The organism is Camelimonas lactis (assembly GCF_004342915.1).
Classification (GTDB): domain Bacteria; phylum Pseudomonadota; class Alphaproteobacteria; order Rhizobiales; family Beijerinckiaceae; genus Camelimonas; species Camelimonas lactis.
In genome coordinates, this window is the sequence record NZ_SLWL01000003.1 from 67,605 (window position 1) to 93,005 (window position 25,401).

At 68.6% G+C, this 25,401-nt stretch carries 22 protein-coding genes; 12 read left to right on the forward strand and 10 right to left on the reverse strand.

The annotated features are described in order from the left end of the window. Positions 1-208: 208 nt before the first annotated feature. Positions 209-1,396: a CaiB/BaiF CoA transferase family protein gene (locus EV666_RS04835; RefSeq protein ID WP_132003933.1), complete on the forward strand. Its 1,188-nt coding sequence runs from the start codon at positions 209-211 to the stop codon at positions 1,394-1,396. Positions 1,397-1,482: 86 nt separating this feature from the next. Here the strand turns inward: EV666_RS04835 and EV666_RS04840 are convergent, their stop codons facing one another. Further along, positions 1,483-1,848 carry a VOC family protein gene (locus EV666_RS04840; protein ID WP_132003936.1) on the reverse strand — a complete coding sequence of 122 codons (366 nt, stop codon included), beginning with the start codon at positions 1,846-1,848 and terminating at the stop codon, positions 1,483-1,485. Between the two features lie 83 nt (positions 1,849-1,931). Then, on the reverse strand, positions 1,932-3,047 hold the full coding sequence (locus EV666_RS04845; protein ID WP_245514214.1) for an acyl-CoA thioesterase: 1,116 nt from the start codon (positions 3,045-3,047) through the stop codon (positions 1,932-1,934). On the opposite strand from EV666_RS04845, the gene EV666_RS04850 reads away from it, so the two are divergent. Both EV666_RS04850 and EV666_RS04855 read left to right on the forward strand, forming a co-directional pair. Beyond that, positions 3,036-3,437, forward strand: a complete 402-nt coding sequence (locus tag EV666_RS04850) for a nuclear transport factor 2 family protein (RefSeq protein ID WP_132003939.1) — start codon at positions 3,036-3,038, stop codon at positions 3,435-3,437. The two genes, EV666_RS04845 and EV666_RS04850, sit on opposite strands and share 12 nt — an antisense overlap. 43 nt (positions 3,438-3,480) lie before the next feature. Next, on the forward strand, positions 3,481-3,888 hold the full coding sequence (locus EV666_RS04855; RefSeq protein ID WP_132003941.1) for a hypothetical protein: 408 nt from the start codon (positions 3,481-3,483) through the stop codon (positions 3,886-3,888). Between the two features lie 8 nt (positions 3,889-3,896). Here the strand turns inward: EV666_RS04855 and EV666_RS04860 are convergent, their stop codons facing one another. The 4 genes from EV666_RS04860 to EV666_RS04875 all read right to left on the reverse strand — a co-directional run bounded on the left by EV666_RS04860 (position 3,897) and on the right by EV666_RS04875 (position 6,809). Continuing rightward, positions 3,897-4,382, reverse strand: a complete 486-nt coding sequence (locus EV666_RS04860; protein ID WP_132003944.1) for a DUF1178 family protein — start codon at positions 4,380-4,382, stop codon at positions 3,897-3,899. A gap of 153 nt (positions 4,383-4,535) precedes the next feature. After that, positions 4,536-5,333, reverse strand: coding sequence for a carbon-nitrogen hydrolase family protein (locus EV666_RS04865; RefSeq protein WP_245514244.1), 798 nt, complete (start codon positions 5,331-5,333; stop codon positions 4,536-4,538). Positions 5,334-5,635: 302 nt separating this feature from the next. Continuing rightward, a complete protein-coding gene (gene grxC / locus EV666_RS04870) occupies positions 5,636-5,905 on the reverse strand; it encodes a glutaredoxin 3 (protein WP_376884738.1) in 270 nt (89 codons plus the stop codon). 91 nt (positions 5,906-5,996) lie between these two features. Then, entirely contained in the window at positions 5,997-6,809 is an 813-nt protein-coding gene (locus EV666_RS04875) for a ComF family protein (protein WP_132003949.1), read from the reverse strand. Between the two features lie 152 nt (positions 6,810-6,961). Here EV666_RS04875 and EV666_RS04880 point away from each other — a divergent pair, with 152 nt between their 5' ends. From EV666_RS04880 to EV666_RS04910, 7 genes are all read left to right on the forward strand, one after another. After that, positions 6,962-7,876: a methyltransferase domain-containing protein gene (locus EV666_RS04880; protein ID WP_132003952.1), complete on the forward strand. Its 915-nt coding sequence runs from the start codon at positions 6,962-6,964 to the stop codon at positions 7,874-7,876. A gap of 273 nt (positions 7,877-8,149) precedes the next feature. Then, the gene (locus EV666_RS04885) at positions 8,150-9,364 is read left to right on the forward strand and encodes an iron-containing alcohol dehydrogenase (RefSeq protein ID WP_132003955.1); all 1,215 of its coding nucleotides are present in this window, start codon (positions 8,150-8,152) and stop codon (positions 9,362-9,364) included. Between the two features lie 239 nt (positions 9,365-9,603). Next, positions 9,604-11,871 carry a phosphoenolpyruvate--protein phosphotransferase gene (gene ptsP, locus EV666_RS04890; protein WP_132003958.1) on the forward strand — a complete coding sequence of 756 codons (2,268 nt, stop codon included), beginning with the start codon at positions 9,604-9,606 and terminating at the stop codon, positions 11,869-11,871. Positions 11,872-11,953: 82 nt separating this feature from the next. Then, positions 11,954-13,042: a peptide chain release factor 1 gene (gene prfA / locus EV666_RS04895; protein ID WP_132003961.1), complete on the forward strand. Its 1,089-nt coding sequence runs from the start codon at positions 11,954-11,956 to the stop codon at positions 13,040-13,042. After that, positions 13,039-13,962: a peptide chain release factor N(5)-glutamine methyltransferase gene (prmC, locus tag EV666_RS04900; RefSeq protein WP_245514215.1), complete on the forward strand. Its 924-nt coding sequence runs from the start codon at positions 13,039-13,041 to the stop codon at positions 13,960-13,962. The genes prfA and prmC overlap by 4 nt, the downstream gene beginning before the upstream one ends. A 589-nt stretch (positions 13,963-14,551) precedes the next feature. Then, positions 14,552-15,466 carry a DUF4167 domain-containing protein gene (locus EV666_RS04905; protein WP_207906332.1) on the forward strand — a complete coding sequence of 305 codons (915 nt, stop codon included), beginning with the start codon at positions 14,552-14,554 and terminating at the stop codon, positions 15,464-15,466. A gap of 343 nt (positions 15,467-15,809) precedes the next feature. After that, positions 15,810-17,240: an MATE family efflux transporter gene (locus EV666_RS04910; protein WP_165909899.1), complete on the forward strand. Its 1,431-nt coding sequence runs from the start codon at positions 15,810-15,812 to the stop codon at positions 17,238-17,240. A gap of 122 nt (positions 17,241-17,362) precedes the next feature. On the opposite strand, the gene ubiG is transcribed toward EV666_RS04910, so the two are convergent. Continuing rightward, positions 17,363-18,136, reverse strand: a complete 774-nt coding sequence (gene ubiG / locus EV666_RS04915; RefSeq protein ID WP_280990823.1) for a bifunctional 2-polyprenyl-6-hydroxyphenol methylase/3-demethylubiquinol 3-O-methyltransferase UbiG — start codon at positions 18,134-18,136, stop codon at positions 17,363-17,365. A 332-nt stretch (positions 18,137-18,468) separates the two neighbouring features. Between ubiG and EV666_RS04920 the strand changes: the two genes are divergently transcribed. Continuing rightward, a complete protein-coding gene (locus tag EV666_RS04920) occupies positions 18,469-19,452 on the forward strand; it encodes a lipid A biosynthesis lauroyl acyltransferase (RefSeq protein ID WP_132003970.1) in 984 nt (327 codons plus the stop codon). 72 nt (positions 19,453-19,524) lie between these two features. Here EV666_RS04920 and EV666_RS04925 read toward each other — a convergent pair whose 3' ends face one another. From EV666_RS04925 to EV666_RS04935, 3 genes are all read right to left on the reverse strand, one after another. Continuing rightward, positions 19,525-20,964, reverse strand: a complete 1,440-nt coding sequence (locus EV666_RS04925; protein WP_132003973.1) for an aldehyde dehydrogenase family protein — start codon at positions 20,962-20,964, stop codon at positions 19,525-19,527. Between the two features lie 305 nt (positions 20,965-21,269). Continuing rightward, entirely contained in the window at positions 21,270-22,391 is a 1,122-nt protein-coding gene (locus EV666_RS04930) for a serine hydrolase (RefSeq protein WP_165909900.1), read from the reverse strand. A 304-nt stretch (positions 22,392-22,695) separates the two neighbouring features. Continuing rightward, positions 22,696-23,601: a hypothetical protein gene (locus EV666_RS04935; protein WP_132003979.1), complete on the reverse strand. Its 906-nt coding sequence runs from the start codon at positions 23,599-23,601 to the stop codon at positions 22,696-22,698. Positions 23,602-24,328: 727 nt separating this feature from the next. Between EV666_RS04935 and EV666_RS04940 the strand changes: the two genes are divergently transcribed. Then, positions 24,329-25,363 (forward strand): aspartate-semialdehyde dehydrogenase, encoded by a 1,035-nt coding sequence (locus tag EV666_RS04940; RefSeq protein WP_132003982.1) that lies wholly within the window; start codon positions 24,329-24,331, stop codon positions 25,361-25,363. Positions 25,364-25,401: the final 38 nt, after the last annotated feature.

Here is a 25,401-nt window from a genome sequence, read left to right on the forward strand (position 1 = left end):
GCCACGCGGGAAACCGGCGCAAGCCGATGAAATACGCCGGTTTCGGCGCGGCGCCGTCCGCATCCCTTCACGATCGCGCGCGCCGGCCGGAACCGGAGCCCGCTTCCCGGCCCATGCCCGTTCGAGCGAAATTCAATTCCACTGCGACCGATGCTCCCCTAGACTGCGCCGCAAGGGCGAAGACCCGCAACATATTGGGAGGGAAGTCATGTCGCAGGTGCTGTCCGGCGTCCGCGTGCTGGATTTTGGCCGCTTCATCGCTGGCCCCTATTGCGCCGCGCTGCTGGCGGATTTTGGAGCCGACGTCATCCGCATCGAAAAACGCGAGGGCGGCGAGGACCGTTATATCGCGCCGATCTGCGAGTCCGGCGCCGGCGGCATGTTCATGCAGATGAACCGCAACAAGCGCGGCATGACGCTTGATCCCATGAGCGAGGACGGCGCCGCCATCGTCCGCAAGCTGGTCGCCTCCGCTGACATTGTCGTCGCCAACCTGCCGCCGGACACCCTGCGCGCCATGAAGCTGGATTACGACAGCCTCACCGCCGTCAAACCCGACATCATCCTGGTCACCGCCTCGGCGTTTGGCGCCGTTGGCCCCTATCGCGACCGCGTCGGCTTTGATTCCATCGGCCAGGCCATGTCGGGCGCCGCCTACATGACCGGTCAGCCGGGCCAACCCGTGCGCGCCGTCGCGCCTTATGTCGATTTCGGCACCGCCTTCGGCATGGCGTTCGGCGCGCTGATCGCGCTGATGGACCGGGCGCGCACCGGCAAGGGGCAAATCGTTGAAGGCGCGCTGCTGCGCACCGCCGTCAACATGATGGGCTCCACCCTCATCGAGCAGGCCGCCATCCAGATCAACCGCACGCCAACCGGCAACCGCGGGCAAACCTCCGCCCCCTCAGACATTCTGCCGACGAAGGACGGGCATGTGCTCGTCGCCGTCACCGGGCAGCCCATCTACAAACGTTGGGTGAAGCTGATGGGCGATGAGGATTACTGGCTGAATGATCCGAAATTCGCCAACGACCTGGCGCGTGGTGACAACGCGGCGCTGATCAGCGCCCGGCTGGCCGCCTGGCTGGCGGAAAGAACCACCGATGAAGCGATCGCCGCGCTGGCGCAGGCGCGCATCCCCGCCGCGCCGGTGCTGACGCCGCAGGAAGTGCTGGAGGACCCGCACCTGCGGGAAACCGGTTACCTGCAACCGGTCGACTTCCCGGGCATGGCGCAGGCCGCCCTGCTGCCGCAGCCGCCCATGGTGCTGTCGCGCACCCCGGGCGAGATCCGCTCGCGGGCCCCCCTGAACGGCGAGCACACCGACCAGATCCTGCGCAGCATCGGCGTTGATGAGGCGGAGATCGCGCGCCTGCGCGAGGCGCGCGCCATCTAGGGCGCGACCGAAAAAGGCGCCGGGCGCAAAAAAAATCTGGCCGGAACACCCGGCCAGATCACACATGGCGGCGGGGCTGAAAAGCCTCAGCCCATATGGAAAACGCAGACCTTGTTGCCTTCCGGGTCGCGGAAATAGGCGCCGTAGAAGGTCGGCATGCGCTCGCCAGGCGCGCCCTCATCGGTGGCGCCGTTGGCCAGCGCCGTCTGGTAGGCCTTGTCCACCGACGCGCGGTCGGGCGCGGCGAGCGCCGGCATCACGCCATTGCCCACCGTCGCCGCCTTGCCGTCATAGGGCTTGCAAACCATGATCCCGGCGGCGCCCTTGCGGCCCCAGCCGATCATGCGCTCGTTGTCGACCGTGCGCCTGGCGCCAAGGTCGGCGGCAATCGCGTCATAAAACTTGCCTGCGGCGTCCAGGTTGTTGGAGCCGAGGGTCATGTAACCAAGCATGTGTTCCTCCCGATGAGCCTGAATTCCGGGCGTCCGCTCCGGCCAGACCTTGCCGCGCATGGCGCCCTGTTTGCGCTCCGCCGTCAAGCGGGATGTACAGGCGGATCGCGGAAATAGACAAGCTGATGGCTTGTGGCCAGCAGGGTTCCGTCCCGGCTCCACAACTCGGCCGACTGGTCGTGATAGCCGTGGTTGTACACCCGCGTGTCGGCGTGGCCGATCAGGGGCGCCTCGCCCTGCCGCGCCAGGGCCTCGGCTGTCGCGTGGAACCAGGTTGTCATGGAAATGGTGCCCACCGGCATCAACGTTCCGCGCGCCACGAACACCCGCGCGAAGAAACAATCGGCGAAGGCCGCCAGCGAGACGAAATCGAGCGGCCTTGGCGGCTCATCGCGCATCAGGCCGGTCTGGGCGCCGGCGACCGGCTCCGCCAGGGGCCGCGGCGCCAGCGGCGTGTAGCGATCGAGCCGCACGTCATAACGCGACATCCAGGCGCAGGGCGATTTCTCCCATGGAAAGCGCACCAGCTCCGCCTCCGGCGGCAGCGACGGCGGCTGCGCCGGGCGGTGGCTCCAGGTTTCGGGGCGGGCGCTGCAAATGGCCGTGGCGGTGATGGCCGGCGCGTCGTCGCCCTGGGCAAGCTCCAGGAACCAGTGCTGGGTCGATCGGTTGGTGCGGGCCGCCCGCAGGCTGATGCGGAGCGGACCTTCAGCAATGGTGGCGCAATAGTTCACAGTCAGGGCGATGGGATCGCCGCGCCGCTCCGGGTGCTGCATGAGCGCCCGCATCAGCAGGGCGGCGGTCAGCCCGCCATAGGGACCGGCGAAGTTCCAGTAAGCCCGCGTCATCAGACCGGTGAAGCCATCCCCGGTCCAGGTCAGTTGCGTCGCCGCGTCCAGCGGATGCAGCGCCCCATCCACCATGTTTCCGGCGTCGCTGTCGTGCGCCCGTTGCATCGATCCATCCTCCCCCCGGTCGGCCATAACCGCCAGCCATTTCCGGGCGAAGCCGCCCGTCATCGTATTGCCGGCAATGTGCATGGTCCCGCCGCGCCGGTCCAGCCCGGCTTCTGGCGTGCGCCAGACGCCCATGGCGCCGCCGTTACCTCCCGCGTAATCGCCAGGGCTCATGCGGCCGCGCATGATGACGTCACGATCCGCTGCAGGATCAACGCGAAAGGATACGTCATGCAACAGCAAGCCCATCTCCCTGCGGAAGCCGCCCGGCGCCTCGCGACGCAGTACATCGCCTTATGGAATGAGGCCGACGCCACCCGCCGGCAGGCGCTCGCCACGGAGCTGTTCACCCGCGGCGCGGCCTATCTTGATCCGATGATGGCCGGCGAAGGTCCTGACGGCATCTCCGGCATGGTCGGCGCGGCGCAGCAACAGTTTGCCGGCTTGTCATTCAACCTGCGCGGCGAACCTGAAGCCACCGGCGACTGCGTGCGCTTCTCCTGGTCGCTGGGGCCGGCCGGCGGTGCCTCCGTCGCCGCCGGAACCGATTTCGCCCGCGTCGACGGCGGCCGGTTCAGCAACGTCACCGGCTTTATCGACCAGAAGCCCGGCGATCCGCCGCCCGCCAGCTGATCGCCCGCGGCCCGGAGCAACACACCAACCAGGGAGTCCGGTCATGACCCGTTTTCACACCAGCCCCATGCTGCGCAACCTTCTTGTTCTTGACGCCGTGACCTGCCTTGGCGCGGGCGCGCTGATGGCGATCGGCGGCGGCCATCTGGCGTCGTTGCTGGCCCTGCCAGAACCGCTGTTGCGCTATGCGGGGGTATTCCTCATTGTCTTCGGCGGCGCCGTCGGCCTGCTGGCCCGCAGCGCCCGGGTCCCCCGGGCGGCTGTCCTGGCGGTCGTTGTCTGCAACGCGCTATGGGCGATTGAGTCGGTCGCGATCATCGCCGCCGGCTGGGTGACGCCCAACGCCTTCGGGGTCGCATTTGTCCTTGCCCAGGCGGTGTGGGTCGCGGCGTTGGCCGCGCTGCAATACGCCTGCCTGCGGCGCCAGGCCGTTGTGGCGTCCGCGCCGTGAGGCGCCGTTCAGTTCAGATCATCGGGGAGGGCGGGCAGCGGCATGATGTCGACGCCCTCCTCCAGCAGCGCCCGCACCTCTTCCGGCCGCGCTTCGCCGCGAATGGCCCGCGCCTCGGCTTCGCCAGAATGGATGCGCCGCGCCTCGTCAGGAAATTGCGCGCCCACGTCGATGGTGTTCTGCACCACATAATGGCGCACGGCGCGCATCACCGCCCGCACCCGCCGGGCGGCTTCGTCGCTCATGACGTCGGGAACAGCCGCCGCCGGCTGCGCCGGCCCGGCGGATGCTGGCGGGGCGTCGACCGTGACGGCGCGATCATGCGCGGCGGAGCGGGCCAGCGCCGGAGCCATGATGGTCTTGCCGACCTTCAGCGAACCGCATTGCGGACATGAGACAAAACCCGCCGCCGCCTGGGCGTCATAAGCCTGGCTGTCGGCGAACCAGCTTTCGAATTCGTGCCCCTGATCGCAGGCCAACGTGTAACGGATCATCCGCGCAGCGCGCCTCTCGCCCCTGGCTGCCGGCTGGCGGCGCCAGCCTGAATGGTGGTTGCGGCCGCGTCCCGCGTCCCGGTCGCCGGGCCTTCGCGGATCGCGCCACAGGCGTCAGATAAGCACTTTCGCCGGACTTTTCCACCAGACGGCTCAGCCGACCCGGCGCACCGAAAATGGCCGGGTGTGCCGCAACGCCGGAATGCGCTGGCGCGCCGCCGCCACCGCCGCCAGATCGATGCTGGCCAGAATGACGCCGGGCGCCTCGCCGGCTTCCGCCAGCACCACGCCCCACGGGTCGACGATGATGGAATGGCCGTACGTTTCGCGGCCATCCGCGTGCCGCCCTCCCTGGGCCGCCGAGATGACGAAGGCGCCATTCTCGATGGCGCGGGCCCGTTGCAGCACCTGCCAGTGCGCCTCGCCGGTCTGGCGGGTGAAGCAGGCGGGCGCGGTGAGGATATCGGCCCCGGCCTCCGCAAGGGCGCGATACAGATAGGGAAAGCGCAGGTCGTAGCAGATGGTGACGCCGACGCGCCCCACCGGCGTGCGCACCACAGGCGCCACGTCGCCGCCCGTGTAGGCGCCCGACTCGCGCCAGCTCTCGCCATTGGGCAAATCGACGTCGAACAGGTGAATCTTGTCGTAGGTGGCGAGGATGTCGCCGCTGGCGCCAATGATGATGGCGCGGTTGGCCACCTTGTCGCCGGCGCGCAAGGCCAGCGACCCAATGTGAACGGTGACGCCGCGCCGCCGCGCCAGGTCCTGCACGGCGGGAATCAGCGGGTCCTCATCCTGGCTATGGATATTTTCCATCAGGCCAGCGCGCGAGCGCTCGACCAGCCCGGTCATTTCCGGGGTCTGGATATAGGCCGCGCCGGCGTCCGCCGCCTCGCCGATCAGGCGAATGGCGGTTTCGCGATTCTCCGCCGGGTCACGGCTGGAGCGCATCTGCACGCAGGCGACGGTCAATGGCGTGGTCGGCGGCGTCGCGCCATGGCCTGAGCCGCGCGTCGCGCCGGTCGCCGGCGAAGGCGCATCCTGTTGTCCGGCCGCGGCGGCGACTCCTGCTTCCTCGGTCATGGCGGCCTCCTCCGGGCGTGGCGGCGTCAGAGCAAACATCCCGCTCAGGCAGTCTGTGCTCCGTTCTGAAATACCGGGCGCCTGCGCCCGAACATGCTGGAGCCTGGCTCCATTCCCGCAAACCGCGAGGCGGCGATGCCATCCACGCTCCCGGGACCGGAGCCAGGGCGTTAGCCCTTCAGCAGGGGATCAAGCTTGCCGGCGGCGTCGAGCGCATGCAGATCGTCGCTGCCGCCCACATGCTGGTCGCCAATAAATATCTGCGGCACGGTGGTGCGCCCGCCAGCGCGATCAATCATTGTCGCCCGCTGCTCCGGGTGTTGCAGGATGTCGATCTCCTCGAACGTCGCCCCTTTGGCGTTCAGCAGCTGCTTGGCCGCGTGGCAATAAGGGCAGGTGGATTTGGTGTAGATGGCGATGTGCGGCACCGGTAACTCCATGCAACCGTCGTAAAGCTGTCCAGGTTCATTATATGGCGCGCCGCGCCGCCGCCGTCACCCATCTGACCGGCCATGTTCAAACCTGCCGGTTTCATCCGGCGCGAACCACCAGGGCAAAGGTCAGCACGTCCACCTGCGCCGCGCCGGCCTTCAGCAGCGCCCGCGTCGCCGCGGCGGCGGTGGCCCCGGAGGTCATCACATCGTCCACCAGCAACACCCGCTTGCCCACGATCCGGGCCCGGGCGCCGGGCGCCACGACGAACGCCCCCCGCAGATTGCTGGCCCGCGCCGTGCGCGTCAGCCCCACCTGCGGCGCCGTGCGGCGCACGCGGCGCAGGATGTCGGGAACCGCTGGCGGCCCGCCATGCCGGCTCACCGCCGCCGCCAGCGCCGCCGCCTGGTTGAAGCGCCGGCTCCACAGGCGCGTCCGGTGCAGGGGCGTCGGCGTCAACAGGTCCGCCTCCGCCAGCAACCCCGCGCCGGCGGTCGCCATCATCCGTCCCAGCAAATGGGCGATGTCGGGGCGGTCGCCGAACTTCATCGCGTGCACCAGATCGCGCGCCACCCCGTCATAACGCACCGCCGCGCGGGCCCTGCTCCAGGGCGGCGGATCGGCGATGGCCGCCGGCGACACAACGCCCGCGCCGGGATCCGTGGCGAACGGCGCGCCGAGGCGCTCACAGCAGGGCCGGGTGATGAAGCCGAGGCTGCGCCAGCAGGCCGGGCACAGGGCGTGCGGCGCGCTGATCGCCTGGCTGCAATGCAGGCAGATGGGCGGGTACAGCATATTGAGGCCGGCGCGCCGCACGCCGGCGAACAGCGCCGGCAATCGCCGCCACGCCGCCAGGCGAGCCTGGCCATCATCTTCGGGAGCGTATTGGGCAGCGTTCTGGGTTTCCGTCATCCGGGCGGCTTCCCTGCTTTGACCGTGGACCGCCACGCGCCATATAAGCGGCATCATAAATGGCCGCCGCGCAGGTTGAAGCGGATTTCACGCCATCTGCGGGGCAAGGGCCGGCAGCCGCCGGAGCCGGAAGCCCGGAACAGGAAAGCCGCATGTCCGCTCCCGATACGCCTGAGGGCGCCGCCGCGCCGCTGGTTTTCGATCGCCCGCTGGCGCGCCGTTATCTTGAGCGCGCCGCCAGGGCCGGGCTGGCGGATTTTCTGGTCGACCGGGTGGCGGAAGACCTCGATCTGCGCCTGTCGGCGATCAAACGCGACTTTTCCTGCGCCCTCGATCTCGGCGGGCCGGGCGAGCAGGTGCGCGACGCATTACGCCGGCGCGGCGTCGCGCGGGTGGTGCGCGCGCCCGTTGGCCAGGGGCTTGGCGGCGACGTGGTGGTTGATGAGGAAGCGCTGCCGTTCGCGCCGGAATCCTTTGATCTGATCGTCGGCGTGCTGTCATTGCAGGGGGTGAACGATCTGCCGGGAGCCATGGCGCAGATACGCCGGGCGCTGAAGCCGGACGGCCTGTTCATCGGCTGTCTCCCCGGCGGCGCCACGCTCACGGAACTGCGCCAGGCGTTCACCCAGGCGGAGGCGGAGACGACGGGCGGCGTCAGCCCGCGCGTGGCCCCCTTCGCCGACGTGCGTGACATGGGCGCGCTGCTGCAACGCGCCGGCTTCGCCCTGCCGGTCGCCGACCTGGAAAGCCTGACGGTGCGCTACGGCCACCCGTTGCGCCTCGCCGCCGACCTGCGCGCCATGGGCGCCGGCAACGCTTTGGTCGATCGCCTGCGCAAACCCCTGCGCCGCGACACGCTGATGCGCATGGCCGAGGTGTATCTGCAACGCTTCGCCGATGCGGACGGGCGGGTGCGCGCCACCTTCGAGCTGGTGTGGATGTCCGGCTGGGCGCCGCATGAGAGCCAGCAGAAGCCGCTGCGGCCTGGCTCCGCCAAGGCCCGCCTCATCGACGCTTTGAAGGTGGACGCAGACGCCATGGCGGCGGTTCCGCGGCGCAAGGGCTGACAGGACCTTTCCGCGCCGATGAAATCCGCCCCGCCTGGCGGGAAAATGATCCACGGGCAGATGACATCGGCGCCAATTGGGGCCAGGCTTGCCCGACGCTGCCAGAACCGGTCGCAGGGGCAATACCGCCGACGCGCCGCGCCTCCAGCGAAGCGGAGCCCGGCCGCGCCGCGACGCCCGGCCCGAATGCTCCGACAGATGACGCTGGAGCGGTGGGCCTGGGCCGGTTGGGCGCGGGACCATGGGGGCTCCTGCATGACGGGAGCCGCCGCCATGAAACCGTTCACATTCGACACCGCGCATTCCATCGTTTTCGGGGCTGGCGTTTCAGGGCGCATTGGCGAACTGGCGCTGCAACGGCTTTGCGGGCCGGCTTCTGGTGAAGCGGCTTCTGACGGCGCCAACGCCCGGGTGTTGCTGGTGACGGACCAGGGCGTCGTCGCCGCGCACCTGCTCGACCCGGCGTTGCGATCCCTGCGCGCCGCCGGCCTTGCGACAGAGGTGTTCGATGGGGTCGTCGCCGATCCACCCGAGGCGGTGGTGCTGGCCGCCGTGGCGCAGGCGCGCGCCATGCGGGCCACGGCGGTGATCGGCTTCGGCGGCGGTTCGCCCATGGATACGGCCAAGCTGGTGGCGCTGCTGGCGCGAACCGGCGCGGCGCTGGGCGATATCTACGGCGTCGGCAAGGCCGTGGGGCCACGTTTGCCATTGATGCTGGTTCCGACCACGGCGGGCACGGGCTCGGAAGTGACGCCGGTGGCGGTGGTCACCACCGGCGCCCGGGAAAAGCAGGGCGTGGTGTCGCCGTTGCTGCTGCCGGACGTGGCGCTGCTCGATCCGGAGCTGACCTATGGCCTGCCGCACCATGTCACCGCCGCCACCGGCGTCGACGCCATGGTGCACGCCATAGAGGCGCACGAATCGCTGAACCCCAACAACAACCCGCTGTCCCGGCTGCTGGCTCGCGAGGCGCTGCGCCTGCTCGGCGACGGCATTCGCTCCGCCGTGCGCGAGGGCACCCACCCGGAGGCGCGCTGCCAGATGATGCTCGGCGCCATGCTGGCTGGCCAGGCCTTCGCCAATTCGCCGGTCGCCGCCGTGCATGCGCTGGCCTATCCGGTCGGGGCGCACTTCCATGTGGCGCATGGCCTGTCGAACGCGCTGGTGTTGCCGCACGTGCTGCGCTTCAACTGCGAAACCGACGGCGGCGCCTATGCCGGGGTCGCGCCGGCCCTGTTCCCGTTTCTCGCCGGGACGCCCGCGTCAAGGCGCGGTCTGGCGCTGGCCGATGCGCTGGCCCACCTGATCGAAGAAATCGGCCTGCCCACGCGCCTGCGCGACGTCGCGGCGGGAAACGGCAACCGGGCCGGCCGGGAGGTCCTGCCCGGGCTGGCGCGCGACGCCATGAAGCAGACCCGGCTGCTGGTCAACAATCCGCGCCCGCTGTCGGAGGCCGACGCCCTGGGGATCTACGAGGCGGCCTGGTAGGACGCCGGCGCGGTGCGAACCAGGCATGTTCATGCGGGGAGCCGGAGGCCCCGTTCGACCAAAGACCCATGCGCCGGAAGCGGAAGCCGCAAGGCGCGCGACTTGCGGGAATGGTTGCGACTCCCTTATAGAACACTATCAGAACGGGCGGCGAACAACGCCGTCTTTCGTCCACTCCGCGCGACTGGTCCCCGGTGGCGGAACGTGCCGGAAATCCGGCCTGAGCGAGGTGCTTGCTGATGCGAGGCGCTCTTGGCGGCCCACGCGTGCTCCTGCGCCGTCTCCGCGAGGTGATGGCGGAGACAGTCAGCGCCCAGGAGAAGCTCGACCGCATCGTCGTTCTGATCGCCAGCAACATGGTGGCCGAGGTTTGCTCGGTCTATGTGCTCCGCGCCGACGGAAACCTGGAGCTGTACGCGACGGAAGGCCTCAAGCGCGAGGCCGTTCACCGCACCATCATCAATTCCGATGAGGGCCTCGTCGGCCTGATCGCCGCCAGCGCCGAACCGCTGGCCCTTTCCGACGCCCAGAGCCACGAGGCGTTCTCCTACAAGCCGGAGACGGGCGAGGAAATCTATCACTCGTTCCTTGGCGTGCCGATCCTGCGCGCCGGCAACACCCTTGGCGTGCTGGTGGTGCAGAACCGCGCCTACCGCATCTACACCGAAGAAGAAATCGAGGCGCTGCAGACCACCACCATGGTCATCGCCGAAATGGTGGCCTCGGGCGATCTGCAAACCCTGGTGGAGCCTGGCCAGGACATCGCCATCCGCCGCTCGCTGGCCCAGCGCGGCGCCTCCCTGTCGGAGGGCATCGGCCTTGGCTACGTGGTGCTGCATGAGCCGCGCGTGGTGGTGCAGAAGCTGATCGCCGACGACGTCGCCGGAGAACTGGCGCGCATCGACGGCGCCATCACCAGCCTCAGGGCGCGCATCGACAACCTGCTGGCGCGCGGCGACGTCGCCCATAGCGGCGAGCACCGCGACGTGCTCGAAACCGTGCGGATGTTCGCCAATGACCAGGGCTGGCTGCGGCGGATACGCGAGGCCATCCACACCGGCCTGACGGCGGAGGGCGCGGTCGAGCGCGTGCAGTCCGATACCCGCGCCCGCATCCTGCGCCAGACCGACCCCTACCTGCGCGAGCGCCTGCACGACCTGGACGAACTGGCCAACCGGCTGCTGCATGAACTGTCCGGCGCCAATTTCACCGCGGCGCGCGAGGAACTGCCGGACAACGCCATTCTGGTGGCGCGCTCCATGGGGCCGGCGGCGCTGCTCGACTATGATCGCTCCCGCCTGCGCGGCCTGGTGCTGGAAGAGGGCGGCAAGACCAGCCATATCGCCATTGTCGCCCGGGCGTTGGGCATTCCGGCTGTCAGCGAGATCGACAATATCGTCTCACTTGTCGAAGCGGGCGACGCCATCATCGTCGACGGCGTCGCCGGCGAAGTCCAGATCCGCCCGCAGCCCAATGTGGAGGCCGCCTATGCGGAAAAGGCCCGGCTGCGCGCCCGCGCCCAGGCCAAATACAAGCGCCTGCGCAAGCTGCCCTCTACCTCGAAGGACGGGGTGCACGTCCGGCTGAACATCAACGCCGGCCTGCTGGTCGACATGCCGCATCTGGCCGAATCCGGCGCGGCGGGCGTCGGGCTGTTCCGCACCGAACTGCAGTTCATGGTGGCGGAAAAGCTGCCCTCCACCACAGAGCAGCAGATGCTTTACGAGCAGGTGCTGCAGGGCGCGGGTGAAGCGCCGGTGACGTTCCGCACCCTGGACATTGGCGGCGACAAGGTGCTGCCCTACATGGAGCGCGTCGAGGAGGAGAACCCGGCCCTCGGCTGGCGCGCCATCCGCATCGCCCTTGACCGGCCGGCGCTGCTGCGGGCCCAGATGCGCGCCCTGCTGCGCGCCGCCGCCGGCCGCTCGCTGCGCGTCATGTTCCCGATGGTGGCGACCGTCGACGAGTTCCTGCGCGCCCGCGCTTTGGTGGCGCGCGAGCGGGCCTACCTGAAGCGGCATGGCCATGCCGTTCCGGCGGAGGTCAGGCTCGGCGTCATGGTCGAGGTGCCGTCGTTGCTGTTCCAGCTTGAAGAAATCTGCGCCGAGGCCGATTTCATCTCCGTGGGCTCGAACGACCTGATGCAGTTCCTGTTCGCGGCTGACCGCGAAAACCGCCACGTGGCTGGCCGTTTCGATCCGCTCGGCCCGGCCGCGCTGCGCGCCTTGCGGCATATCGCTCACACCGCTGCCCGTCACAATTGTCCGGCCACGGTGTGCGGCGAGATGTCGGGGCGGCCGCTGGAGGCCATGACGCTGGTGGGTCTCGGCTTCCGCGCCCTGTCGATGCCCCCCGCCTCCGTGGGGCCGGTGAAAGCCATGCTGCTGGCCCTGGACGTGGCGCCGTTGACCGCCTTCCTCGACGAAGCCCTGCGCTGCGATGGCCAGCTTGAGACGCTGCGGCCACGGCTGGAGGCGTTTGCCGAAGCCAACTGCATCCCGGTATGAACCGCGGCGCCCCTGTCATGCGCGGCGCCGGCCCTGAAACTGGCGGCTTTTCACCGGCCGCGCTTTCTGCCATTGCGAAGCGATGAACGGATTCAGGCCTCCCGAGGACCGGCTGGACGCGATTCTCGCGCGTCACGCCCAGTTGAACGCGACCCTGGCTGAGGGACCGGACGGCGCCACGTTCGCCCGCGTTTCGCGTGAGCTGGCGGCGCTTGAACCCGTCGCCGCGGCCATCGCCGCATATCAGGGCGCCCGCGACAATCTCGCGGATCTTCAGGCCGTGCTGGACGATCCCGCTTCTGACGCCGACCTGAAGGCGCTGGCCCAGGACGAAATCGCCGGCGCGGAGGACGCGCTGGAGCGCCTGTCGCACGAGGTGCGGCTGATGTTGCTGCCGCGCGACGAGGCGGATGAAAAATCGGCCATTCTGGAAATTCGGGCCGGAACCGGCGGCGACGAAGCCTCGCTGTTCGCCGGCGACCTGTTCGGCATGTACAGCCGCTACGCCGCCCTGAAAGGCTGGACGGTGGAGCCCCTGTCGGTGAGCGAGGGCGTGGTTGGCGGTTACAAGGAAATCATCGCCGAAGTGCGCGGCGCCAGCGTCTTCGCCAGGCTGAAATTCGAATCAGGCGTCCATCGCGTGCAGCGGGTGCCGGCGACGGAGAGCTCCGGCCGCATCCACACCTCGGCGGCGACAGTGGCGGTGCTGCCGGAGGCGGAGGACGTCGACGTCGACATTGACGAAAGCGATCTTCGCATCGAGACCATGCGGGCGGGCGGCGCCGGCGGCCAGCACGTCAACAAGACCGAATCCGCCATTCGCATCACTCACGTGCCAACAGGCACGGTGGTGCATGTGCAGGAGGAGCGCTCGCAGCATCGCAACCGGGCGAAAGCCATGAGCCTGCTGCGCGCCCGGCTGCACGACGCAGAGCGCGGCCGCAAGGACGCCGAGCGCGCCGCCGACCGGCGCTCCCAGGTCGGCTCCGGCGACCGTTCCGAGCGGATCCGCACCTATAACTTCCCGCAGGGGCGTGTGACCGATCATCGCATCGGCCTGACGCTCTACAAGCTGGATGAGGTGATCGCCGGCGCCGCGCTTGATGAACTGGTGGACGCCCTGACGGCCGCCCGCCAGGCCGAATTGCTGGCCTCGGATGACGCTCCGTGAGCAGCGCTGTCGCCAATGACCGGGCGCGTGAAGGCCTGGCGATGCTCGACGCTTTGCCGGCTGGCTCCGGCCGTGGCGCAACCCTGACGGCGCTGGGCAAGGCCCTGGCCTTTCCCGACGCGGGCGAAGGCGCCCGCATCGCCCGCATCCTGTTTGCCGGCGTGCTTGGCCTTGAACTGGTCCAGGTCGTCGCCAGTCCTGAAACGCCCCTGTCCGGCGATGAACGGGCGCGGCTGCGCGCGGCGGCGGCCCGTTGCCTGGCGGGCGAGCCGCCGGGGCGGGTGCTGGGCAGGCGGGCGTTCTGGGGCATGGAGTTCCGGCTTGGCCCGGAGACGCTGGAGCCGCGCCCCGACACGGAAACCCTGGTGGAAGCCGCGCTCACGCGCCTCGGCGCGCAGCGGGCCGGCCAGCCGTTGCGGCTGCTTGATCTGGGGACCGGCACGGGGTGTATCCTGATCGCCCTGCTCAACGAACTGCCGCGGGCGTTTGGCGTCGGCGTCGACCTGGCTCCAGGGGCGGCGATGATCGCTCGCGACAACGCCCGCGACAACGATGTCGGCGGCCGCAGCGCTTTTGTGACGGGCGACTGGGCGACGGCCATCGGCGCGGCCCCGTTCGATCTGGTCGTCTCCAACCCGCCCTATATCGAAAGCCACTCCCTGGCCGGGCTCGACGCCGGGGTGCGCCTGCACGATCCGGTTCTGGCGCTCGACGGCGGCCCCGACGGGCTTGCGCCCTACCGGCTGCTGGCGCCGGAAGCGATGCGGCTGCTGCGCCCGGGCGGCGTGGCGGCCTTCGAGGTTGGCGCCGGCCAGGCGGCTGATGTCGCGGCGTTGATGCGCGCCGCCGGCTTTGCCGCGACGCAGGTTACAGCGGATCTGGCGGGCGTGATGCGGGTCGTTTCTGGCGCCAGACCTTGAGCGGCAAGGACGATGATCCTGAATTTCTGCTTGGCGATGGCGAACGAAACAGGTAATGTACCCGACATACGACGTGATTTGAGCCTGTGATCTGGCGCTTCGGAGGGAGAAGCGGCCTTACGGGCGCGTCGATCGGCCGTACCTCCCCGGCGTCTTTCCTGCCAGATCAGCGTCTGGCCGTCGGAAAGGTCCCAGGATTCAGATTGTTGGAGTTTGGTCTGGTCACCCGGATCCCGGGTCTGGACCAGTTGCGCTCTGACAACGGCTGATGGACGATTACGGAAGCATCCGCAGACCAGAGCATTTGAACGCGAAAGAAACCAGTTCGCGGACGGGAATGCGCCAGGCGGGAACAAGCCTGGTCTGGCGTCTGTCCGGGCGATTGCCGGTCAGGGACCGGCTTCGTTTCGGGGACCCGCCGGCGGCCGGATGCGCGCCGTCATCAGTTGATCACCTGAGCAAGGGGTATCGGCTTCTCCGCAGAGAGGCGCCCTGTAGCTCGCTGTGGATGTTGATCCCGGCCGTCCAGCGCGCGAAGCCGGCGCGGATCGGAAAGTAGTGCAAGACAATGGCTTCACATGAGAGACAGATGAGACCAGGTCAGAACAGGCGCGTGCGGGGACGGAACAACCGCAAGGGCCCCAACCCCCTGACGCGCAGCTACGAGTCCAACGGACCGGATGTGAAGATCAGGGGCACTGCCCAGCATATTGCCGAGAAATATGCGCAGCTGGCCCGCGACGCGCAGGTCACCGGCGATCCTGTCGCCTCCGAGAATTATCTGCAGCACGCGGAGCACTACTTCCGCATTATCGCGGCGGCCCAGGCGCAGTTCCAGCAGGCCTACGGGGCGCTGCCCCGCGCCTTCGATGACGCCGATGAGGGTGAGGTCGACGACGAATACGGCGCCGACGCGCCGGTCGCGACCCAGCGCCTGCCGCAGGGCGGCGACGAAGCTTATCCCGCCGGCGCGCCGCAACCCGGCCAGGGCGCGTCCTCCTATCGCGAACGGCAGGAGCGGTTCGATCGCCCCCAGCGCGGCGAGCGTTATGAGCGGCAGGATCGCGCTGAGCGGCAAGATCGCGCTGAACGACAGGAGCGCCCGGCGCGTGGCGAGCGCCAGCCGCGCGTGAACGCTGGCGATAACAGCGAACCCCGTCCGGCTGGCGAGCGTGAGCCACGCGGCCGTCGCGAGCGCTTCCGCCGTGACCGCGACGTCGCTCCGGCGCGTGACGTGGAGCTCCCGACGGACGAAGCGGACGCCGGCGGTTTGCCCGCTTTCCTGACCACGCCGCTGCGCGCGGCCCCCACGCCGGTGGAAACCCAGCCGGAGCCGGTGGCGGAAGACAATGCGGGCGCGTCAGAAGCTGCGCAGGCGCAGGATGACGCTGGCGTCGATGAGACGGGCGAGCGCTTTCCTGTCCGCGCCCGCCGGCGCCGGGGCCGCACCCGCGCTGACAGCGCGACGGATTCGGCTGATATCGAGCAGTCCGCCGCTGGCTGATCGCCGCGGTCGTTGACAGATCATGAAACCGGGCGACCCGCTGGTCGCCCGGTTTTTTTTTGCTTCCGCCTCCTCGTCATCCGGCGTTTTTGAACGCGCCAGGATCCAGGTGACCGCCGCTGGGGCGATATTCTTTCATCCACGGATGATCCCTGGCGGAGAATACCGGCGGCGCCCGGCGCGAACCGGAGGCCGCGTCACGGCCGGAACCGGCATGCGCCCGACGCCTTCCATGACCTTGCGGGTAATGGACGCCGCCCGGTCGCCATGGCCCATTTGGCGGCGCAACGCCTGGCGGCGGCCGCATCCTCGCGTGGCGCGCCAGGACACCGGGAAAACCTCCATGTCTGTCACCGCCGCCCCTGCCGCCAACGACGCCGCCGCGCTTCAGGCCCCGTGCCCGTCAGCGCCCGCGACGACCAGTTACGCCAGCCTGTCGCCGCGCACCCGCTGGCTGCTGGAAGGCCCCGTGTTCGGGCGCCTGCTGGTGCTCGCCGCCCCCAACGTCGGCGAGGCGATCGCCCGCATCACCTTCATTATCGCCGACGCCTTTTTCGTTTCCTGGCTGGGACCGGAGGCGCTGGCCGGCGTATCCGTGGTGTTCCCGCTGCTCATCATCATGCAGACCATGACGGCCGCCGGAGTGGGCGCCGGCGTGTCATCGGCGGTGGGCAGGGCGCTTGGCGCCGGCCTTATCGACGACGCCCGGCGGCTGGCCGGCGTATCCGTGGCGCTGGCGCTGGCGGGGGCCGCCCTGTTCACAGCGCTGGCCCTGGCGGGAGGACCGGCGCTCTACCGCATCATGGGCCTCAGCGGCGGCGCCCTGGAGGCCGCCGTCATCTACAGCGCCGTCGGCTTCAGCGGCTGTGTGCTGATCTGGCTGCAAAACATTTTCGCCAACATCTGCCGGGGCGCGGGCAACATGCTCGTGCCGGCGACGGCGATTGTCGTTGGCGAGCTGGCGCATCTGGCCCTGTCGCCAACGCTCATCATGGGGTGGGGGCCGTTCCCCCGGATGGGCGTGGCGGGGGCTGGCGTCGCGTTTCTCTCCGCCTATGCGGTGGGATCGCTGATCATTGGCGCCTATCTGCTGTCGCCCCGGGCGCTGGCCCGCCTGCGGCTGCGCGCCATCCGTCTTGACTGGCCCCATGTGCGCGACATCATGAGCGTCGGCCTGCTGGCGGCGATTTCAGCGCTGCTGTTCCAGATGGCCCTGTTTATCGTCACCGGCATGGTTGGCCGCTTCGGCAACGCCGCGATTGCCGGCTACGGCGCCGCCGCCCGCCTCGACCTGTTGCAGGCGCCCATTACATTCGCCTTCGGTTCGGCGGTCATCGCCATGGTCGCCACCGCCGTTGGCGCGCGCGATCTTGTCCGCGCCCGCCATGCGGCCTTTGCCGGCATGACCATCGCCGCCGGCATCGGCCTGGCGTTCAGCATCGTTTCATGGAACGCCGGGAGCTGGATGGCGCATTTCACCTCAGATCCGCAGGTTTCCCGCTATGGCGAACTTTACCTGCATTGCCTGACGCCGATTTTCCCGATCCTCGGCGCCGGGCTTGCCGCCTATTTCGCCTGCCAGGGCCTTGGCGATATCCGCCGGCCATTCATCCTGTCGATCGTCCGTTTTGTCATCGCCATCGGCGGCGGCTGGCTGGCGCTGGCGCTGTGGAACGACGTGCTCGGCGTCTATCTCGCCAGCGCCCTCGCCTCCCTGGTCTTCTCCGTCGCCATGATCGCCATGGCGACGCAGGCGTTCCGCCGGGCCGCCTGACGCGCCGGGCCGATCCCTGATGAAGGGCGTTTGCGCTGGAGCTCTCCGGTCAACCTGGGCCGGAAATGCTCCAGCTTTCTTTACTTTGGGCGGCTTCTGATCGATCCGCCGATTCTGGCTGATCAGAAAACGCCCTGGCCGCCCAGCCGTCTGGCCGACAGCATGTAATTGACGTCCGTGTCCCGTGAGCGGCGCCAGACGTCGCGCCAGGGCTCGTAGACCACGCCCTCGGTGCGCTGCACGGTCATGCCGCCGCCGGCGATGAAGGCGGCAAGCTCCTCGGGCGTGACGAAGCGGTTCCAGTCATGGGTGCCGCGCGGCACCCAGCGCAGCACATATTCGGCCCCTACGATGGCCAGGGCCCACGCCTTGCGGGTGCGGTTCAGCGTCGCCATCAACAGGACCCCGTCCGGCTTCACGGCGGCGCAGCAGGCGGCGACGAAGCCTGCCGGGTCCGGCACATGCTCGATCACTTCCATGGCGGTGACGATGTCAAAGCGCTCGCCAGCCGCCGCCACGTCTTCCACCAGTTCGCCGCGATAGGCGATCTCAAGACCGCCGGCCTCCGCATGCGCCCGGGCGACAGCGATGTTTTCCGGCGCCGGATCCAGCCCGGTGACGGCGGCGCCCATGCGGCGCAGCGGCTCACACAACATGCCGGCGCCGCAACCGACATCCAGGGCGGTCAGACCGGCGAACGGCGCGGTTTCCCGCGCGTCGCGGCCAAAATGCTCGCAAACCACATCGCGGATAAAGGCGAGCCGCACGGGGTTCAACCGGTGCAGCGGCTTCATCGGACCGTCCGGGTCCCACCACCGCCGCGCCAGGGCGTCGAAATGCGCCACTTCCGCCGGATCGGCGCGAGGGGGAAACGGCGCGGATGAATCATTGCTCACGGGCCACATTTCCTTGCAATCAAACCTGGCTTCCAGGAAAACGTCCTGTAACCTGGCCGCGCGGACGCCAAGGCATCCGCGACGCTGTGAAGCCCAGGCCGCCCGGGCTTCACCGGAACCCGATCAGCCAGGCTTGTCGGGCTCTGGTCTTACCATCACCGCTGGCGCGCGCCTAACCTGTCACGGGACGGTTTCCCGCATCTGGCAGGCTCCGCCGCGCGCTGCAGCAAGCAACCGCCTGCGGCGCCGCGCCACCGCGTCTTCGCGCAAAAACCGGCTCCCCTTTTCGCGCAAACTGGTTTACCTGCGCGCATTCGCACCCCGGATCAAAAGTGTCACGCCTCCAGACTGTTATACGCAAGACCGGCTCCCGCGTCGCCGGCATCCTCATGCTCGGCGCCGTGCGCGCCATCTTTGGCTTCTTTCGCCTGCTCGGGCCGGACCGCTCCAGCGCCCTCGGCGGCGCGCTGGCCCGCGCCATTGGGCCGCTCATGGGCGTCAATCGCGTCGCCATGGCCAATCTGCGGGCCGCCTTCCCGGACAGGCCTGACGCGGAGCTGAAGGCGATTGCCCGCAAATCGTGGGAGAATCTGGGGCGCACCGCCGGCGAATATCCGCATCTGGCGGAGATTTTCGACTACAACTACGACAATCCCGACCCGGACGGCCGCATTCAGGTTTCCGGCATCGAGCACTTCATCGCCCTGCGCGAGGACGAGAAGCCAGGCATCATCTTCTCGGCGCATCTGGCCAACTGGGAGCTGCCGGCGATCTGCGCCGCCCGTTACGATCTTGCGGTGACAGCGGTGTTCCGGGCGCCCAACGATCCGGCCATCGCCGGCGCGGTGCAGGAAATTCGCAGCCAGACCATGGGCGGCCTTGAGGCGGCGCGGCCCGGGGCCGCCTTCGCCATGGTCGAGGCGCTGGAAAACGGCGGCCACCTTGGCATGCTGATCGACCAGCATTTCACCCGCGGCGTGGTCACGCAGTTCCTCGGCCGCCCCTGCCTCACCAATCCGATCATGGGCAAATTCGCCCGTCGCTTCGATTGCCCGGTGCACGGCGCCCGCGTCATCCGCCTTGACGGCGCCCGTTTCCGCATCGAACTGACGCCGCCGCTGGAACTGCCCCGCGACGCCGGCGGTGAAATCGACGTGGCCGGGGCCATGCAGGCGATGACCGACGTGGTGGCGAACTGGGTGCTGGAGCATCCCGAACAGTGGCTGTGGATGCACCGCCGCTGGCGGCCGCAATTCATCAAGGCCCAGAAATCGCCGGACCAGAAGCCGGCGGAGCCCCCGCGTCCTGCGGCCTGACGCCGCCAGCCAGCGCCAGCACGAAAAAGGCCGGGCTTTCGCCCGGCCTCATGCTTTCAGCCTGTCCCGACCTTACTCGGCGGCCTGCTTGGGCGCGCCCAGAACGGCCTTGACCTCGAGGAACTCGCCAAAGGCGTGATCGCCCCACTCACGGCCGTTGCCGGACATCTTGTAGCCGCCGAACGGCGCCATCAGGTCCGGCGCGGCGCCGTTGAGGATGACCTGGCCAGCGCGCAGGCGCGACGCCACTTCACGTATCTTGGCCGGGTCCGACCCCGAGACATAGGCGGCGAGGCCATACTCGGTGTCATTGCCGATACGCACCGCCTCGTCCACGTCCTTGTAGCCGATGATCGACAGCACCGGGCCGAAGATCTCTTCCTTGGCGATGGTCATCTCGTTGGTGACGTTGGCGAATACGGTCGGCTTGACGTAATAGCCCTTGTCGAGACCTTCCGGGCGGCCGGGACCGCCGGCGACCAGGGTCGCGCCTTCGTCGACGCCCTTCTGGATCAGCCCCTGGATCTTCTTGAACTGGGTCTCGGACACCACCGGACCGATGGTGACCTTGTCCTGGGGCTTGCCGACCACGGTGGCTTCCGCCGCCGCGCGGGCGATGTTGATGGCCTCTTCCATGCGGGCCGCCGGCACCAGCATGCGGGTCGGGGCGTTGCACGACTGGCCCGAGTTGTTCATGACGCTGCGCACGCCGCCGGAGACGGCGCGGTCGAAGTCAGCGTCATCGAGAATGATGTTCGGGCTCTTGCCGCCCAGCTCCTGGTGCACGCGCTTGACGGTCGGCGCGGCGTTCTTCGCCACCTCGATGCCGGCGCGGGTCGAACCGGTGAACGACACCATGTCGATCAGCGGGTGCGAGCTGATGGCGGCGCCCACGGTCGGGCCGTCGCCATTGACCAGGTTGAACACGCCGGCCGGCACGCCAGCGGCGTCCATGATCTCGGCGAAGATCTGGCCCGAGAACGGCGCGATCTCGGACGGCTTCAGCACCATGGTGCAACCGGTGGCGAGCGCCGGCGCGACCTTGCAGGCGATCTGGTTCACCGGCCAGTTCCAGGGCGTGATGAAGCCGCAGACGCCGATCGGCTCCTTGACGATGATGGTGCCGCCGCGCTCTTCCTCGAACTTGTAATTCTTGAGAACGTTCAGCGCCGTCTGCAGGTGGCCAACGCCCATCGGGGCCTGGGCGCGCTGGGCGAGAACGGTTGGGGCGCCCATTTCTTCGGTAATGGCCGCGGCCATGTCGTCGAAGCGCTTCTTGTATTCCTCGATGATGCGCTCAAGCAGGGCGATGCGCTCTTCACGGCTGGTGCGCGAGAACGTCTGGAACGCCCGGTGCGCCGCCTTTGCCGCGGCGTCCACGTCCGCCGCCGTGCCCAGCGAAATGCGACCCGCAACGGATTCGTCAGCCGGATTGATCACGTCGAGGGTTTTGGCGCCGGCGGCGGGCTCAACCCATTTTCCGTCGATATAGAACTTCGTGTAATCGCGCATGACGTTCTCCCTGCCTTTCCGCCGAATTCGGGCCCGGGGGACCCGGCTGACGATGAACCTGGATGTTTTTGTGTACGGCCCGCCACAGGCGGCGCAACAGCGGCGCGCGGGGGCCGTCCCGCTTCATCAGATAGGGCGCCGGCGGCGCCTTCGCTACCGAAATCAGCAATTGTCCTGCGCCAGTATCGCCCGGGGCTGAGCGGCGTGACCAGAACGGACGCCAGCGCGACGCCCCCCATGGCGCCGCCAGCGCCGCGCCCCTGACGGCGCCCGCGCGCCAGGAGCGCTGGAGCGCATCGCCTTCCTCACGCCCTGGCGTTGCATGTCTCCGTCAACGCCTTGCGCACCGCATCCCGGTAGGCTGCGAAAATGCGCGGGGTGTCCGCGTTCGGCCCGCGCCAGTTAATGGTGAAACAGAACGTCGCCGGCCCGCCTGCGGTCAGCACCTGGCCCGCGAGGCTGAAGCAATGGAAGTCGCCCCAGTCAATGCTGCCGCCCTTGCCCCAGGCCAGGATGTCTGGCGGAACCACCTGCGGCAAGGCGTCGGCCATGGCCATGATGCGCCGGTACTGCTGCAAGGTTTCAGGCTTCTCAAAGAAGCGTCCGGTCATGGCGGCGCGGTGCCAGGCCACCAGGTCGCTCGCCGTGCTTCGCATGCTTGGGCCGTCGCCCGCCATCGGGCTGCGGCTGTTTGGCGGCGTGGATCCGGCGGCGATCGCCTGCAGCCCCTGCCAGCCCGGGTCAACGCCGGCGTCGCCGCCAGCGAGCCAGCCGAACAGCGCCCGGGTCGAATCCGGTATGCGGGTTTTCGTCAGTCCCGCTTTCTGGATCAGCGCCCGGACGTTGGCCGGCCCCGCAGCCGCCAGGGCGACGTCGGTCGCGGTGTTGTCGCTGTGGGTGATCATGGCCTCCAGCACGCTGACATGGGGCGTGCGGCCGGTCAGGTTGAGGAACACCGGGCTCGACAGCGAGCGCACAGAATCATCAATGAGAGCCTGGGCATTGAGGGAAACCTTGCCCGCCTCATGCTGGCGGAGAAATTCGGCCAGAATGAAGGTTTTGATGGCGCTGCCGACGAACAGCGGCTCGTCAGGCGCGTGCGACGCCCGCCACAGCGTTTTGGGTTCCGGGCCGCCAGGCTGCTCCTTGCCCCCCTTGCTCCCCTGACTATCCGCCTGTGGCCCGCTGGCTGGCGCGTTTGCGCCAGCGCGCGCATCGGCGACGATCAGGCAGGAGGCGCGGCCATCGGCCCCGAAGTCCAGGCTGGCGAAACCGCGCATCGCTTCATTCACCGCCTCAGGCGCCGCCGGCGCAGGCGGCTCGTGCTTCGCCGCCTGACGGCGCGGAGGCTTTGCCCGCGCCGGCGCGGCCAGACCAGCCGCGGTCGCCGCGGCTACTGATGCAAGCAGGAGTGTGCGCCTGTCCATGAATCCTCGCGCAAAAGCAGCTCCGGCTCCGCGCCGCATCACCCGCCCGCGGGGGAGAGGGGGCACGGCAATCCGGAGGTCCGGGACGATGTCGTGCGAAACGGACGCCATTTCGCGGGAAGAAAGCGCGGCCAGATCAGACGCCGGGTCGATGCCGGACGGAAGACCGTGCTCCGGCAGGCGGCCGTTCACGCCCTGACAGGTGCGTCAGACGATTTCCCGCGGATACAACCGCGCCTCCCGGCCGATGATTGTCGCACGCCCTGTGTCATGCAAGGGCCTGGCCGGTCCCGGTGGGATAATTTCAGCGCCGTGTGGCTCCGGCGGGACGAACCGAACTGGTCAGATCGCCGGCGGCCGGCTGGGCGCAGGCCGATGTCGGCGACGCATTGGCGGCGAACAGGGCGGCAATCTGCGGCTCATCCTGATCGCGCTGCCAGCGAACCGCATCGATAACGCAGGCCGCGGCCTCAGGCGCGGGGGGCGCATCGCCGTCGAGGCAAATCCAGCCGCTCAGGCGCAAATCTGGCTGGGCGCGCACCTGCCTGAACGTCACGCAACTGCGCGCGCCGGCATGCCCGCCAAAACGGGCCAGGGCAACGTCGACCGGCCCGAGCCGGGTTTCCAGGGACGGCAGGGGCGCGAATCGCTCCACCCACATGCCGGCCTCGCCGGCCCGCCGCGCCACATCGACAAAGAACGAGCCGCCAGGCTGCGGCTCGGAGCCAGGCCGGTACAGGGAAAGGCGCAGCAACGGTCCCGCCTGGCCAGCGTCGCCAATGATCAGCGCGTCGTCACGGCCGCCGCCGGAGGCGTGGAGCACCCCCTCGACCGCTCCGGTCATGGCCATCAGTCCCCTGAGCGCCGCCGTTCCCGGCAATTGCGGCAGGGGATCAAGGCGGAACGCCGGCTGCTCCTCACGCGCGGCCACCCAACCCGCCGCCGGCGATTTGTCCGGTTGCCCGGCTGTCTGGGCGCCGGCCTCGCCAGACTTCACGGCGTCCTGACCATTGACCATCTGAACCGCCGGCCGTTCCGGGGCGACCGGGCCTTCAGCGCTGGCGCGGGCTGGCGCGCTGGGCGGCGCACTGGCCGGCGCCGGATCGTCGCCGCCGGACATCGCCATGAACGCGGCGAAACCGCCGAGCAGCAGCGCCGAGAGCGCCGCCACGCCGCGCCATGAGCCCTTGCGGGCGGGCATGTCCTGCATTGGCGCGCGTCGCGTCGGTTTGCCGGCGGCCAGCCTGTGTCCGGTCAATCCTGCGCGCGCCAACGTTCCAATGCGTTTCATGGATGCAAAACCCTCAGGGCGCGGCCAGTCGCCGCCGCGCGTCCTCGCGTTGCTGGAAGGCCGCATCACGCGAAAAACGTGAGGCATACCTGCCGCCAGCGCCAGCTTTGCGCCGGATCAGGTTAACGTCCGCTTCACATGGCCAGCAGGCCCCCGACTTCCCCACGTTGTTCACGCAAATATTGACAACAGCGCCAGTCCCGTGCTTGTGGAAGCCAGCCGCGACAGGTGCGGCTTGCAGGACGTTTGACATGCTTCCGCTCAGGTTCTCTGGAAATCTGGCGAATGGCGCATCGCTGGGGACGGCGACCGCCGCCGCATCCACCATCATTCCGTCCACCACTCTCCGGATAAAAACGGCGAAACCCTGAATCGCGCCCTCTCCCGCGTCCTCCGACGGGTGAGGACGGCGTGTTGACGACCGGCGTGGCCGGCGCGGAGGGTGACGGCAATCCGGCGGCGACAGGGCCTGCGCCGGAATTGCCTCAGATCAGGAATACAGGCGTTTCCGCGATTTCATCATGTGAACGGGAATGACCTGAACGTGGTTTGTCCGGCGCAGACTCCCCATATGCGCGGACGGAACGCCAGCAACCTGGAACGGGACTGTCTTCCAGCCGGCTCTGGGGCGGAAAGGAACATCACCATGGGTTACAAGGTCGCCATCGCCGGCGCCACCGGCAACGTCGGGCGTGAGATGCTGCAAATCCTTGCCGACCGGGCCTTCCCGGCGGACGAGGTCGTGCCGCTGGCCTCGCGCCGCAGCCTCGGTCAGGAAGTCTCCTACGGTGATCGCACCCTGAAGGTGAAGGATCTCGCCACCTACGACTTCTCCGACGTCGATATCTGCCTGATGTCCGCCGGCGGCGACGTGTCGAAGGAATGGTCGCCGAAGCTGGGCGCCCAGGGCGTCGTCGTCATCGACAATTCGTCGGCTTTCCGCATGGACCCGGACGTGCCGCTTGTTGTGCCGGAGGTGAACGGCGACGCGGTGCGCGGCTTCACGAAGAAGAACATCATCGCCAATCCGAACTGCTCGACCGCCCAGCTCGTCGTGGCGCTGAAGCCGCTGCACGACAGGGCGACCATCCGGCGCGTCGTCGTCTCGACCTACCAGTCGGTGTCCGGCGCCGGCAAGGACGCCATGGACGAGCTGTTCAACCAGACCCGCTCGATCTTCACCGCCGGCGAACTGAAGACCACCAAGTTCCCGAAGCGCATCGCCTTCAACCTCATTCCGCAGATCGACGTCTTCATGGAAGACGGCTTCACCAAGGAAGAGTGGAAGATGGTGGCTGAGACCAAGAAGATCCTCGATCCGAAGATCAGGCTGACCGCCACCGCCGTGCGCGTGCCGGTGTTCATCTCCCATTCGGAATCGGTGAACATCGAGTTCGAGAACCCGATCACCGCTGACGAGGCGCGTGACATCCTGCGCAATGCGCCGGGCTGCATCGTCATCGACAAGCGCGAACCCGGCGGCTACATCACCCCGCACGAGGCGGCCGGTGAGGACGCCACCTATATCTCGCGCATCCGTGAGGATCCCACCGTCGACAATGGCCTCGCCATGTGGGTGGTTTCGGACAACCTGCGCAAGGGCGCGGCCCTCAACGCCGTGCAGATCGCGGAAGCGCTCATCAACCGCAAGCTGCTGACCCCGAAGAAGCAGGCGGCCTGATTACACAAGGTGTCCTAAACTGAAGACGCCGCCCTTTC

Bases quoted from the DNA above. Each gene is read 5' to 3' on its own strand.
- EV666_RS04835 (WP_132003933.1), top strand. From the start codon at position 209: ATGTCGCAGGTGCTGTCCGGCGTCCGCGTGCTGGATTTTGGCCGCTTC.
- EV666_RS04840 (WP_132003936.1), bottom strand. From the start codon at position 1,848: ATGCTTGGTTACATGACCCTCGGCTCCAACAACCTGGACGCCGCAGGC.
- EV666_RS04850 (WP_132003939.1), top strand. From the start codon at position 3,036: ATGCAACAGCAAGCCCATCTCCCTGCGGAAGCCGCCCGGCGCCTCGCG.
- EV666_RS04855 (WP_132003941.1), top strand. From the start codon at position 3,481: ATGACCCGTTTTCACACCAGCCCCATGCTGCGCAACCTTCTTGTTCTT.
- EV666_RS04860 (WP_132003944.1), bottom strand. From the start codon at position 4,382: ATGATCCGTTACACGTTGGCCTGCGATCAGGGGCACGAATTCGAAAGC.
- EV666_RS04865 (WP_245514244.1), bottom strand. From the start codon at position 5,333: ATGCGCTCCAGCCGTGACCCGGCGGAGAATCGCGAAACCGCCATTCGC.
- grxC (WP_376884738.1), bottom strand. From the start codon at position 5,905: ATGGAGTTACCGGTGCCGCACATCGCCATCTACACCAAATCCACCTGC.
- EV666_RS04875 (WP_132003949.1), bottom strand. From the start codon at position 6,809: ATGACGGAAACCCAGAACGCTGCCCAATACGCTCCCGAAGATGATGGC.
- EV666_RS04880 (WP_132003952.1), top strand. From the start codon at position 6,962: ATGTCCGCTCCCGATACGCCTGAGGGCGCCGCCGCGCCGCTGGTTTTC.
- EV666_RS04885 (WP_132003955.1), top strand. From the start codon at position 8,150: ATGAAACCGTTCACATTCGACACCGCGCATTCCATCGTTTTCGGGGCT.
- ptsP (WP_132003958.1), top strand. From the start codon at position 9,604: ATGCGAGGCGCTCTTGGCGGCCCACGCGTGCTCCTGCGCCGTCTCCGC.
- prfA (WP_132003961.1), top strand. From the start codon at position 11,954: ATGAACGGATTCAGGCCTCCCGAGGACCGGCTGGACGCGATTCTCGCG.
- EV666_RS04905 (WP_207906332.1), top strand. From the start codon at position 14,552: ATGAGACCAGGTCAGAACAGGCGCGTGCGGGGACGGAACAACCGCAAG.
- EV666_RS04910 (WP_165909899.1), top strand. From the start codon at position 15,810: ATGTCTGTCACCGCCGCCCCTGCCGCCAACGACGCCGCCGCGCTTCAG.
- EV666_RS04925 (WP_132003973.1), bottom strand. From the start codon at position 20,964: ATGCGCGATTACACGAAGTTCTATATCGACGGAAAATGGGTTGAGCCC.
- EV666_RS04930 (WP_165909900.1), bottom strand. From the start codon at position 22,391: ATGGACAGGCGCACACTCCTGCTTGCATCAGTAGCCGCGGCGACCGCG.
- EV666_RS04935 (WP_132003979.1), bottom strand. From the start codon at position 23,601: ATGCAGGACATGCCCGCCCGCAAGGGCTCATGGCGCGGCGTGGCGGCG.
- EV666_RS04940 (WP_132003982.1), top strand. From the start codon at position 24,329: ATGGGTTACAAGGTCGCCATCGCCGGCGCCACCGGCAACGTCGGGCGT.